The 10,490-nt window shown below is 38.5% G+C and carries 14 protein-coding genes; 3 read left to right on the top strand and 11 right to left on the bottom strand.

Going from position 1 to position 10,490, the window contains the following annotated elements:
• The first annotated feature begins 156 nt into the window (after positions 1 to 156).
• Positions 157 to 390, top strand: a complete 234-nt coding sequence (locus tag Q8M62_RS18725; protein ID WP_304898926.1) for a hypothetical protein — start codon at positions 157 to 159, stop codon at positions 388 to 390.
• 362 nt (positions 391 to 752) lie between these two features.
• Here Q8M62_RS18725 and Q8M62_RS18720 read toward each other — a convergent pair whose 3' ends face one another.
• The 6 genes from Q8M62_RS18720 to Q8M62_RS18695 all read right to left on the bottom strand — a co-directional run bounded on the left by Q8M62_RS18720 (position 753) and on the right by Q8M62_RS18695 (position 5,757).
• Positions 753 to 2,072, bottom strand: coding sequence for a hypothetical protein (locus Q8M62_RS18720; RefSeq protein WP_304898925.1), 1,320 nt, complete (start codon positions 2,070 to 2,072; stop codon positions 753 to 755).
• Positions 2,073 to 2,426: 354 nt separating this feature from the next.
• Positions 2,427 to 2,702, bottom strand: coding sequence for a helix-turn-helix transcriptional regulator (locus Q8M62_RS18715; RefSeq protein ID WP_304898924.1), 276 nt, complete (start codon positions 2,700 to 2,702; stop codon positions 2,427 to 2,429).
• Complete coding sequence (locus Q8M62_RS18710; protein WP_304898923.1) at positions 2,703 to 3,104, bottom strand: helix-turn-helix domain-containing protein; 402 nt, start codon at positions 3,102 to 3,104, stop codon at positions 2,703 to 2,705.
• 478 nt (positions 3,105 to 3,582) lie between these two features.
• Positions 3,583 to 4,056 carry a hypothetical protein gene (locus Q8M62_RS18705; RefSeq protein WP_305668238.1) on the bottom strand — a complete coding sequence of 158 codons (474 nt, stop codon included), beginning with the start codon at positions 4,054 to 4,056 and terminating at the stop codon, positions 3,583 to 3,585.
• Between the two features lie 36 nt (positions 4,057 to 4,092).
• Complete coding sequence (locus Q8M62_RS18700; RefSeq protein ID WP_304898921.1) at positions 4,093 to 4,497, bottom strand: XRE family transcriptional regulator; 405 nt, start codon at positions 4,495 to 4,497, stop codon at positions 4,093 to 4,095.
• Positions 4,498 to 5,538: 1,041 nt separating this feature from the next.
• Positions 5,539 to 5,757 (bottom strand): transposase, encoded by a 219-nt coding sequence (locus Q8M62_RS18695; protein ID WP_304898920.1) that lies wholly within the window; start codon positions 5,755 to 5,757, stop codon positions 5,539 to 5,541.
• A 116-nt stretch (positions 5,758 to 5,873) separates the two neighbouring features.
• On the opposite strand from Q8M62_RS18695, the gene Q8M62_RS18690 reads away from it, so the two are divergent.
• Positions 5,874 to 6,035: a hypothetical protein gene (locus Q8M62_RS18690; protein ID WP_304898919.1), complete on the top strand. Its 162-nt coding sequence runs from the start codon at positions 5,874 to 5,876 to the stop codon at positions 6,033 to 6,035.
• A 133-nt stretch (positions 6,036 to 6,168) separates the two neighbouring features.
• On the opposite strand, the gene Q8M62_RS18685 is transcribed toward Q8M62_RS18690, so the two are convergent.
• The 5 genes from Q8M62_RS18685 to Q8M62_RS18665 are packed head-to-tail and all read right to left on the bottom strand — an operon-like array spanning position 6,169 to position 9,377.
• Positions 6,169 to 6,462, bottom strand: coding sequence for a hypothetical protein (locus Q8M62_RS18685; RefSeq protein ID WP_304898918.1), 294 nt, complete (start codon positions 6,460 to 6,462; stop codon positions 6,169 to 6,171).
• Complete coding sequence (locus tag Q8M62_RS18680; RefSeq protein ID WP_304898917.1) at positions 6,455 to 6,787, bottom strand: hypothetical protein; 333 nt, start codon at positions 6,785 to 6,787, stop codon at positions 6,455 to 6,457. Before Q8M62_RS18680 ends, Q8M62_RS18685 begins: the two co-directional genes overlap by 8 nt.
• A 4-nt stretch (positions 6,788 to 6,791) precedes the next feature.
• Complete coding sequence (locus Q8M62_RS18675) at positions 6,792 to 7,823, bottom strand: HEPN domain-containing protein (RefSeq protein ID WP_304898916.1); 1,032 nt, start codon at positions 7,821 to 7,823, stop codon at positions 6,792 to 6,794.
• Positions 7,820 to 8,170, bottom strand: coding sequence for a hypothetical protein (locus Q8M62_RS18670; protein WP_304898915.1), 351 nt, complete (start codon positions 8,168 to 8,170; stop codon positions 7,820 to 7,822). The genes Q8M62_RS18675 and Q8M62_RS18670 overlap by 4 nt, the downstream gene beginning before the upstream one ends.
• A gap of 4 nt (positions 8,171 to 8,174) precedes the next feature.
• A complete protein-coding gene (locus tag Q8M62_RS18665; protein ID WP_304898914.1) occupies positions 8,175 to 9,377 on the bottom strand; it encodes a hypothetical protein in 1,203 nt (400 codons plus the stop codon).
• Between the two features lie 430 nt (positions 9,378 to 9,807).
• Here Q8M62_RS18665 and Q8M62_RS18660 point away from each other — a divergent pair, with 430 nt between their 5' ends.
• A complete protein-coding gene (locus tag Q8M62_RS18660; protein ID WP_304898913.1) occupies positions 9,808 to 10,458 on the top strand; it encodes a DUF6266 family protein in 651 nt (216 codons plus the stop codon).
• Positions 10,459 to 10,490: the final 32 nt, after the last annotated feature.

Genomic DNA, 10,490 nt, shown 5'->3' with positions numbered 1-10,490 from the left:
TGCGCAAAAGCTGATTTACTCAATCCCGATCTTTGCCATCTATAAAACAGCTCATAATAGGTTTCGATACTTGTCTTTTTCATCCCGCAACTTTAGCTCAGAAATCAAAGCACATCAAGATGCAGTTTATCGGAGGGATACAGAGAATGGCTTAAAATGATATTTGAATACCATGCGGAATTCAATAAACGATCAGGAGACCTGCAATTTTGGACCCATGAAAATCATGCAATTGAACTCTTTAAGCAAGAAATGATCGAAAGCCGAATGACCTATATCCATGAAAATCCGGTCAGAGCGGGAATTGTTGAAAAGCCAGAAGATTATCTTTATTCCAGCTCAAGAAATTACTCAGGACTAAAAGGAAATATAGAAGTGGATTATTGGTAAATTGAAGGCATCAGCCAATTAGAAATTGGTTGGAATATTTGGGTGTAGTTGCAAACTACACCCAGTCCAAACGCAAATTGACTACTCCCAGAAGGGGATTAATTCGCCAATTCTAAATTGGTTTGGACTACGCCGAGCGGGGATAAATTCTATCCCATTAAAAAAACTAATCCCTTTTCATCTTTTTCAACATCTCCAAGTTATTTCGGTCTGAAACCAGCAAGCGTCAATAAAGGTTTTTGTGTCGGAAATGGTTGTTTCGCTAGGGAAATCCTTCCGTCGTTATAGCTGAGATACATAACTTCTACTGTGCCTTTCGATTTTCCTAGAACAAGTTGACTCCGTAATTATACAAAGTAACACTAAAAGAAATCAGGTAAAACAATAAGAGAGGTTTCTTTTTCGTATAATTCAAATTTAAGATCTGGATCATTTGAAACTTTGGAAGAAACAAAACTTTTGTCAGAACCATAATCATGAGAACTCCATAATTTTAAGACAACATCATTTGACTTAATTTTAACTTCATAATTACCAGGCTTTAGGTTTTTATAGCCTCCTTGTTTTTCAATGATTTCAGTCAAAATATCATTATCAATAGAAGTATTATTTTTAAAAATTTTAAAACTTAATTTTTTGCTAATTTTAATTACTGCAACCTCAACTTGGTTGGAATATTCTATTTTAAAATCAGTATGGAAAATTGTATTCACTTCATAATTCCTCCCGTTTAAAGCAATTTGACCCACGGAATCAATAGAAATTAAAGGTCTTATCTTACTTAACCAGCCTAATCCTAAACTTGAATTACTTGAACCATCCCGGTCAATTCCTCTGGTGAGGTTCTTTAGTTGTCCGCTTTTATCAAAATAGAATGAAAAATTAAATTGAGAAATTTTATCAGCATCACCTCTAGGATTGTACTTAGCTTGCTCGACCCGAGAATTATAATATTTTAAAATACTAGCATATTCAGAAGGAAAATCTTTAGAATACTCTTTTAAATAAGAATACAACATAGGGAGAACTTTAGAATCAATCTCCAATTTAATATTCTTTCCATTATCTAATTCATAATAAGAGAAATAATGATTTGAGTTTTTAATTTTTTCTTCTCTTTCTAAGACATATCTTTCTTCTTCTTTAATTCTTTCTAATTCTTTACTTTCCTGGTGTTTTTTTAATTCAATTTTTTTTCTATTGATATTAGTTATTTCATTTTGTGTTAAGTCAATTACCTCCATTTCAATAGAATTAAGACAAGTAGAAACAAATACCTTTTCTCCAGGATAAAATATTATTTGTCCTGTTCCCGCATAATCTGACATTTCTAATGTATAATATTCAAATGACAAAGGAGTAATTGAATATGTTCTATCGCTTGAAAAAGAAACCTTTTCAATATCATCAAACAGAATTTTATAAATTTTTCTTGGCCTACCTATTTCTCCTTCTATTATTGATCCTAAAGATCTGGTATTACTCCGTAATTGGACGTTACATAAATTCCCATCTCGAAGACTTAAATCACTGAGATCAGTTAGAACCTCGCCATCAATTTTCAGTACCCATTTTTTTCCTGCTGGTACCGTTTTAGGAGAGGTTGTTATATTAACTAATTGTTGTGCAGGAAGTTGCGTTATTATTGAAATGAGTACAAAAACTAAAAGTATTTTTTTCATGAGCGAATCCCTAAATTTTTGGATGTTTCTTTTTTACAGACTTAATATATAAAGTAGGGTAAAACTAAGTGTATTTAAACTAAATTAAATTCACCATTTGAGTATCATTTGAAGTTATACAAGATCGTAGTTTGCAAATACTTTCGAATATCCAATCGGCTTCTAATTCGCTGTAAATGAACAATTAGATCAATTAGCTATTCTAAATTGGTTAAAATATTTGGGTGTAGTATTCTACCTACACCCAGCGTCCCTAGGAACTTCAATCCTTGAAGGAGAAAGATTCTTGCGACAGTGTCGCAAGAATTAACCAAAGCCTATTTTAATTTGGCTTAAATATTCGGCCCAATCCACTCATTCCGATTTCTCTTTCCCTTCGAAATAATTGGTCGTGTAGATGGTTCTGCTGTAGGTTCCGAAATTATAGTTGATACTTTCTGCAAGTTCCAAGAGATGCCTTGGATCCACTTCATACAAGTCTCCCAATTGGGCAGCTTGTAAAATATCAAGTCTTCTCAGTCCGTTTTCTATTTCCAGATACTCTTGAGGCGTGGAGTCGATTTTTGCAGACACGATATCCAAATCGTACTTAAACTCTTCTCTGAGCTTTTTTAAAATTGAATTCTTCATTTATCCTTCTGTTTTGGCTAGCGTTCGTCGCAATAATTCAAAAAGCTCCTGTTTCTCTAACTTCATCTGGTCCAATTCTTTGATTAAGAAGCTGATTTGGGTATCCTTTTCTTTGATAATTCTCTCGAACAACTTTTCAGATTGTTCGTCAGCTTTGCCTTCGAAGGAATTTTGAGCAATGACCGATCTGCTGTAGGTTCCGGTATTGTAATTCACTACGGGGAGTTCCTCCAAAAGGAAGTAATCAGGCTTCACCTTATAAAGATCTGCAAGTTGCATAATTCTCTCAAGAGTCAGTTTTGATCTACCTGTTTCAACGCTTGAATAAGTCTTTTGAGTAATTCCTAAAACATTAGCCACATATTCCTGAGAATAGTCATTCGAATCCCTCAAAATTCGCATAATTCGATGAGCATGTACCATATTCCTGCTGCGTTGGCAATAATAAAAACCTTGAACTAATTTAAGGCTTTTGAAAGGGTCAAACAAGCATTTAATTCAAGAAAATCCCATTGAACCGAGCGTTGGTAATACCGGAAAACAGATATACTGTGATCATTCATTCGGATGTTCACCCATCTAGGTATTTTTTTAATTTGGCCCAAAAAATGACACCTAAACACAATTTAAATCATGCTTTAAATACGCTGAACAGCAACATTTTCGCAACCAAAAAAAGGAATTCAAAATTGAATTAATCAAAAATCACCTTGGCTTTCTTGGGTAATTGATTGTATCTGGTTTAGTTCCCTTTTCAATATAATCCCTATCATTTGCAGGAGTGGTTTGGGGATTTGGCCTTTCTGGACTGTTATTCCCATTTCCAGAAGACGATGCCGAATTGTCTCGGTTAAAGACGATAAACTTTAGTTCCATTTATTTAGTGATTTAAGATTATAATCAACAGAGTCGATAACAAAGAAAGGATATATAATAAACCTGAAATGAATATATTCTTGTTCTTGTCCTTTGTTACAGTTTTAATTATTTTGATATCCTCAAGTATATCAAATATTTCGGTCTCCATTATCTCATCCAAAGCTGAGATTAGTTTCTTTTCGTACCAATTTTTTGAATACCCATTTGGTAAATTTACTGAATAAAAGTTGATTGTGAGTAAAAAAAAGGAAATCAAAACTAAAATTAAAGGAATAAGTAAAAAATAGACATTCTTGTTATTTGTACCTAATTGGGCAAAAGCACCAAGGTTCACCGTAAAAAGAAAAGTGGATATTCCTAAAAATACAGAACTAGTTTTCTTTGATTCATCAAATGACAGTCTTGTTTGATCCAATTGAGACTTTACCATTTGTGCCAAATATTTTTTTGTTTCAATATTTTCTTCAGTTTTCATAGATCAAAACAAAAAGGAATTTTTCACAGAAAATCCTTATTTCTCCAACATCCTCTTCAACATCTCCACCTTCTCTTTCTCAGATTCCAGCAGTCGCTCGTAAAGCTTCTTATTTTCTTCAAGCGCCTCGACCCATTTTTCTATAGGATTCACATTGAATGTGGTATGGTAATTTACACCGCTGAATTGACCATTAAATGAAGAATTAAAAAAGTTGATAGCGGTTTCCTCATTAAAACTTTTAATCGCCTCTACAGGAACTTTCAAAATCTCCGCCACCTGACGCAAGAGCTCCTCCTCGACTTCTTCCTTTTGCTCCAGCAGGCTGATCTTCTTCTGGGACCAGTCTTCACCGAGTTCGTGGGCCAGGGCTTCCTGCTTGATGCCCATCATCTCCCGGAATCGCTTGATGTTTCTGCCGTGGTGGATTTTTTCGTTCATAGTCTGGATGATTAGAAAGGGAAATTAAGAAATTCTTCGATTAGTCGTTGGACTAAATTATTCCTTCGAACTGAGATCAGCAAGAGAATCGGCGGGATTGGTTACTTTTTCCTGACAAAAAATGTCGGGGATGGGTGATTCCTCCTTGCGACTCCAAATAATTCCGAAATAAACAATACGCCAACGGCTAACCGCCAAGCGCCGAAAACACCTATGAATTCGCCCTCCTAGCACAAAACATCGATAGGAAGGGCGCGGTGGCCCGACGTGGCAGCGGGCCGGCGTTTGGCCTAGTGCGGTAGGAGCTTTGCCACGTCTTGATTTTTTCGTTCTTTTTTATCAAGAAAAAAGAACAAAGAACACAAAACTCCACCTGAAAGATTGTTGATCGCTGGATTTCTCCACCGGATAATTCCTTAACCATCTCCCCTACCAGCGGGACGACCAATATTGATTCAATAGCTATTCATCAATTCATGAATTGTTAAATCCAATATCGGCCATGCCTACGGCATTTTGGAAAACCAATGCTTATCCATTATTCCAGCCATTAAAATGGCTGGCTATATAATCGGTCATGCCTGTCTGCCGAACAGGCAGGCCTACGGCATTAATTCCGAAAATATCCTACCCTACTTCCGTACAATTGTCGCGAGTGGCTGCTCGCTGGATTTGTCCTTCGAGTAATTTTCCTTCACAGTCCCGTAGGGACGACCCATATCCTAGCCAGAGGTTTAAACCTCTGGATTTAGGTTTAGCGATAAAATCTGGTAAAAGTCCCATAGGGACGGACGATATTTATACAAGTTCTTTAAAAAGGTATTCAGGTAAAAATTCCACATTATGGGCTTTAAGCATCATGAGATATTCCTCTCTGAAGGTCATTTTCCGATGATGGATTTCCTGATTTTTCACATAGTTAAAAACACTCGAAATCTCTTTTTCACTATAGGTAAAAGAGCTGAATGCCGATTGCCATTCAAATCTATGCTCAAGTAGCTTGGATTCATTTAACCACTTGGATGATTTGGATTTGCCATTTTACATTATTTCCGAGATAGCTTGCTTCGGAAAAAACCGGAACAGACAATGAACTTGGTCGAAATGCCCGTTTATAATCAGCGTTTTTGCTCCTGTCTCATTGATCAGATTGCCTATCACTGCATATAATTCGCTTTTGAAGGAATCTTGAATAACTGCTTTTCTGTATTTCACCGCAAAGACGGTCTGGCAATACATCTTTGAATAGGTATTTGGCATGACAAATTGGGTTTGGACTTGAACTAATTTAAAAAAAATCGGCCATGCCTTCGGCATTTTTATGAACTCCTTATTCCTTTTACCAGCCATTGAAATGGCTGGCTAAAGTATCGGTCATGCCTGTCTGCCGAACAGGCAGGCCTACGGCATTTTTTCAAGAATATTCCTCCCACCCTGCAGCCTGGCTGATCGGTGGATTTGTTCATCAGGAAATATTCCTTCACAGTCCCGTAGGGACGCCCCATATCCTAGCCAGCCGTTTCAACGGCTGGATTTAGGATTCACGATAAATTTGGGTAAAAGTCCCATCGGGACGGACGATTTAATTTCAACAGCAAAAACCAATATCCTCGAGAGGTAAAGCTTCGAGTCGCGATTTTTCGGGATATCATGCCCACTAAAAGATTGCTTCTATCCTCCCAGCTTCTTCAGTTTGAGATAGCTTTCCTTAGCCAAGGGACGCAGATTTTCACGATTACCTTCCATATCAAGCTCCTTGCATTTGCTGAGTTGATCCCTATAAACCAGAAAAAAACGATCGATTGATTCTTCCCCTCTCATCCCCATCATCTCGGCAATAATGAAGCAAAGGTCCAAGGAGTGAAAACTTTCCTCTGTAAAACCGATGGATTCCAAGCCATAGATCAACTGCATGTGCCGAAGATCCTGCATGATCAGGTTCTCAATAAGCAATTCCTTATTCATACGTACCCTCCTTTAATTCTTTCGCAAGCTCGATTAAAGCTTGATAACATTCCTTGGCTAACGGGCGAAGCTCCTCCCCCAAATGCGTAATGGAATAATCACTTGCCCTGTGCATATAGCTCAGGTAGCTGTTTGTAAAACCATCCACTCCATCACATTTTTCTACGTCAAATATTTTGAGCAGCAGATCATAGATTCCCAGGTAATGATTTTCTGTGCTCAAATCCAATGCTTCTAATCCATCTGTCAACTGGGAATGCTTCATATCGGCCATTATCAGTTCTTCAATTAGTTCTTCAACAGAGATGTTCAGTTCGGTTTGCATGGGTTTATGCGTTTAGTGAAAGGAAATAGTGTTCAAAATGCCTGTCGCACAGCCGTCGAACTTCTGCCACCCGTTGGGAGAGGGTTGTCGATACAGCCTCCTCCACCGGGAATTCTGTTTTGTACCGAACCTTGCAATAGGCATCCTCCAAAGTCTGCAGAAGGCTAATTTCCTCCTCTGTATCCTGAGGAAACACCGAAGACAGCTCTGGAATAAACTGGTAGCATTCCCTCAGCAGTACTCGGGTTTCATGACTTTTGAGTTCCCGCTTCTCCCATGCCATTTTGAGTCCCCTCAGCCGGAGTTCCAGTGCCTGATGGAGGAAGAACAGGGAAACGTCCCATCGCTGATTTTCCTGCTCATCGAGGGCGTGTTGCCAAAACTGATCGGCTCTTTCCCAGTTCTTTTCAAGGCTAGACCGGAGTTGCAGCATTCGTTCCTGAAGTCGTTCGGCAGGGATTTCTTTCAGCTTACAGACACCTACTTTTCTATAGATCAGCTGAAGCTGTCGGAGATGATATTGGAAAAACAGGTTTCCCTTACCCATATCCCGAATGAGTGCATTTCGGTTGATCGAATGGATGGCGATTTCCTGCATGCCAGATGCGAGAAAACTGAATAAGCCTTGAGTATTGTGATGCTCATCAAGCTCCTGATGCCGGAGTACCACGAATACTTCCCTTCGATGAGAAACATCCGCATGGTTGAGATTAGGAAGGTCAAAAAGAAAAATCATTTCCGGGTCAACTAAGATCTTCAAAGATTCGATCAGCTGAAGAAAAAAGGCTTCTGAAGTATTAACCAATTCCGGCATAGAATCGGGTACCGCTGCGGGTTCAGGCTCAGGGGCATATACCAGCTCCAAAAGCTGCTTCAGGTCTTCATAGAAGGCAAGCATTTCTTTCACCTGAAGCTGATTCTGGACCATTTGCGGATCGGTAATCCAAGCTTTAAGGAGATCCCAGAGGAAGAGTTTGCATTTCTCCTTGTTTTGAAGATCTGCAAATAGTCCGGGAAAGTTAGATACAGATTTCATCGCTCCATTCGGTTGTAGCCTCCTGCTTCCCCATACTTGTTACTGGGATTTTCCTCCAATTCCTTTACCCGATTTACCAAACCTTTATAGCACTTAATTGCCAAAGGCTTCAACAAATCGCCATAATAGGGAAGAGGCAAGAACTTTACCTCCTTGACGTATTCCATGTACCTGTCTCCTAGATCGAAATAATCAATCTCTTCGCCTTTACCCCAGACTTTTAGGATCAGTTCCAACATTTCAAAGCGGCAAAAATCCAACTCTCTGATGCTTCGGACTTTCATGTTGACCTGAAAAAACCTCAAATCTTGAATAATCAACTCTATAATTAATTCCTCAGTGCTCATATATTTATTGTTTTGATTGACTTGACTCATTTTCCTCTTTCTTCTGAATCAACTTGATAAGAATCAGATTGCAGGCTTCCATCATTTTTATCAGTTCATTCACTTCATTTTGAGTTTTAGTGGAAAAGTGAGATTCCAAGGAGCCAAAATGATCCATGCATTCCAGCAGGCATTTATCCAGAAAGAGGTGCCAATCCTTTTTAGTATTCTTTTTAAAAAAACTGTACAAAAAGTAAAGAGGGCTTACTATCTGATCTGCATCTAAGTAGAGTGGAAATTGCTTTGGAAAATCTGCATGGTAGGGTTCTCTATTCTTCAACGAACCTTTGTAAATCACATCCTCGATTCCTGCAAAAGAAAAAGCCTCAGCCTGTGTATCTGTATGGTAATTAGATAAGACTTCGGCGTGAGTCACTATCTCTTTCAGATACTCGATATACCTGATAAAATCGCTTGGATTTCTACCATACCAAACCGGCTGTGGATCAAAGTATCCTGACCTGACCGTCTCCAGGAGCTCTCGCCAGAACTGGATGTCGTAATAATAAAAAAGCCATTTGATATGGTTTAAACTACGATTCCAAATCTCATCCCATTTCTTTCCCAACCATTTATTTAAGGATTCTGTAGAGTACTCAAGATGCCTGACAAATAACAAATGACAGCACTCCACAAGCTGAAAAAGTGTGGTGAACTCCATTTCACCATATAGTTCAGGAATAAAAGCAGTTGAACCACGATTTTCAATTGTTTCTTCCGACTCACTGATAAAAGACCAACGTCGAATTATATCTAGCCATTGTTCAAAGGGTCTTTCGACGAAAATATCATAAAGTTCAAGGACTGGATTGACCAATGCCTTGGGTTTTAAAAAAACAGGCAAAGCTGAATAATTATACTTTGCTCCTTCCTCTACGCTGGGCGGTAGAATATTTTTGATTTTCACTTTCTCAATCTTATAAAAATCGAAGTGCTCCTTTGAAAGCTCCATTCCAGCCGCAAGCATTCGCTCCAGTTCGCGCAGGATACGTTTATGATCCTTAGGATTTTTCCCCATGTAGGTTTGCTTCGTGCGGTATAGTCCATTCTCCAATGTTCTCAGTTCCACACGCCAGCCTGGCAGATCCATTACTTCCGTAAAGAGCCTGGAGAGTTCCCCCAAGGGGTTTTTGTAAGCTTCAGCGCTTAAAATTTCATATGGACTCATAGTATAAAATTTTGGTGAAACCTAGCAGACCATCGCCTACTTGGTTCTCCAAAATTTGCAAGTCCATGACTGCTAAGCTATTCCAAGTTGGAATAGCTTATTCTTGAAAAGGGATAATTTATTCTTTCGCATGGGTGTAGTTCAACAGTCGCCTTGGTCCTCCTGCATATTTCTTATCTCTTGGGATCAAGAATCCGAAGCATATCCTCTTGCCGAAAAATTTCTAAATAAGGCATTTTAATCTAAAAGTTTATTTAGGGTTACTTTAACCTTTCGATAGGATCAAATTAGCTTATAGGTATATTTAATCTATATAATTCCTATCGTAAAATGCTGTTAACCTTACTTTTACATTATTGAAAATTTGATTTTTTATCCATTACTTTTTACTTTAATAAGCTAGTTCTAAAATCATCTAAATTTTTCAGCAATGGCAACCTTACCCAATTCCAATATCATCCTGCCCAAAGGCAAAATCGGAAACTTAGTATTCTATACCCTAAATGGCAAAACAGTAGTTCGGAGCAAGCCTTCGCCCAGTCATAAAAACAAACACAATCCCAGTCCGCTACAGCTCATCCAGCGGGAGAAGCTCCAAACCATCAACACCTTTCTGAAACCGATCAAGCAGGCTTTGGATTTCGGCTATCAGGAATTCTTGACACAAAGCAAAAAGGGAATGCACTGGGCCTATTCTGAAATCAACACCAAAGGATACAACCACACTAAAAGCCCAAAAATTGATCCCGCTTTCCTGCGTATCAGCAAGGGAAATCTGCTTGGACCTGAAAATGCTCAGGCAACTAGAAATGGGAATTCAATTCTAATCACTTGGTTGGACAATTCCACCGAGGGAAAAGCTCAGCCAAGCGATGAGACCTTTATTCTATGCTATTGTTCCGAGGAAGCAAAATACATTTGGACGGAAATCAGGTTTCGAAGGAATTCTGCTCAGGCAATCATTGAGTTAGATTCGGTCAAATCCCCCCTTTCCTGGCATGTCTACTTAGCCTTCAGTCAGCTGAATATCAAAAAGAAAGAATACATCCTATCGGATTCTGTGTATTTGGGGAAGGTTTGAGATTTGGACGACATATCCTCCCAAAAAAGTCT

This window comes from Algoriphagus sp. (assembly GCF_030694375.1).
Classification (GTDB): domain Bacteria; phylum Bacteroidota; class Bacteroidia; order Cytophagales; family Cyclobacteriaceae; genus Algoriphagus.
Note: the sequence above shows the minus strand (reverse complement) of the source record. Positions and strands in the feature narration are given on the sequence as shown.

Excerpts from the sequence above, each read along its gene's own strand:
- Q8M62_RS18725 (WP_304898926.1), top strand. The coding sequence starts at position 157 with ATGATATTTGAATACCATGCGGAATTCAATAAACGATCAGGAGACCTG.
- Q8M62_RS18720 (WP_304898925.1), bottom strand. The coding sequence starts at position 2,072 with ATGAAAAAAATACTTTTAGTTTTTGTACTCATTTCAATAATAACGCAA.
- Q8M62_RS18715 (WP_304898924.1), bottom strand. The coding sequence starts at position 2,702 with ATGAAGAATTCAATTTTAAAAAAGCTCAGAGAAGAGTTTAAGTACGAT.
- Q8M62_RS18710 (WP_304898923.1), bottom strand. The coding sequence starts at position 3,104 with ATGCGAATTTTGAGGGATTCGAATGACTATTCTCAGGAATATGTGGCT.
- Q8M62_RS18705 (WP_305668238.1), bottom strand. The coding sequence starts at position 4,056 with ATGAAAACTGAAGAAAATATTGAAACAAAAAAATATTTGGCACAAATG.
- Q8M62_RS18700 (WP_304898921.1), bottom strand. The coding sequence starts at position 4,497 with ATGAACGAAAAAATCCACCACGGCAGAAACATCAAGCGATTCCGGGAG.
- Q8M62_RS18695 (WP_304898920.1), bottom strand. The coding sequence starts at position 5,757 with ATGCCAAATACCTATTCAAAGATGTATTGCCAGACCGTCTTTGCGGTG.
- Q8M62_RS18690 (WP_304898919.1), top strand. The coding sequence starts at position 5,874 with ATGCCTGTCTGCCGAACAGGCAGGCCTACGGCATTTTTTCAAGAATAT.
- Q8M62_RS18685 (WP_304898918.1), bottom strand. The coding sequence starts at position 6,462 with ATGAATAAGGAATTGCTTATTGAGAACCTGATCATGCAGGATCTTCGG.
- Q8M62_RS18680 (WP_304898917.1), bottom strand. The coding sequence starts at position 6,787 with ATGCAAACCGAACTGAACATCTCTGTTGAAGAACTAATTGAAGAACTG.
- Q8M62_RS18675 (WP_304898916.1), bottom strand. The coding sequence starts at position 7,823 with ATGAAATCTGTATCTAACTTTCCCGGACTATTTGCAGATCTTCAAAAC.
- Q8M62_RS18670 (WP_304898915.1), bottom strand. The coding sequence starts at position 8,170 with ATGAGCACTGAGGAATTAATTATAGAGTTGATTATTCAAGATTTGAGG.
- Q8M62_RS18665 (WP_304898914.1), bottom strand. The coding sequence starts at position 9,377 with ATGAGTCCATATGAAATTTTAAGCGCTGAAGCTTACAAAAACCCCTTG.
- Q8M62_RS18660 (WP_304898913.1), top strand. The coding sequence starts at position 9,808 with ATGGCAACCTTACCCAATTCCAATATCATCCTGCCCAAAGGCAAAATC.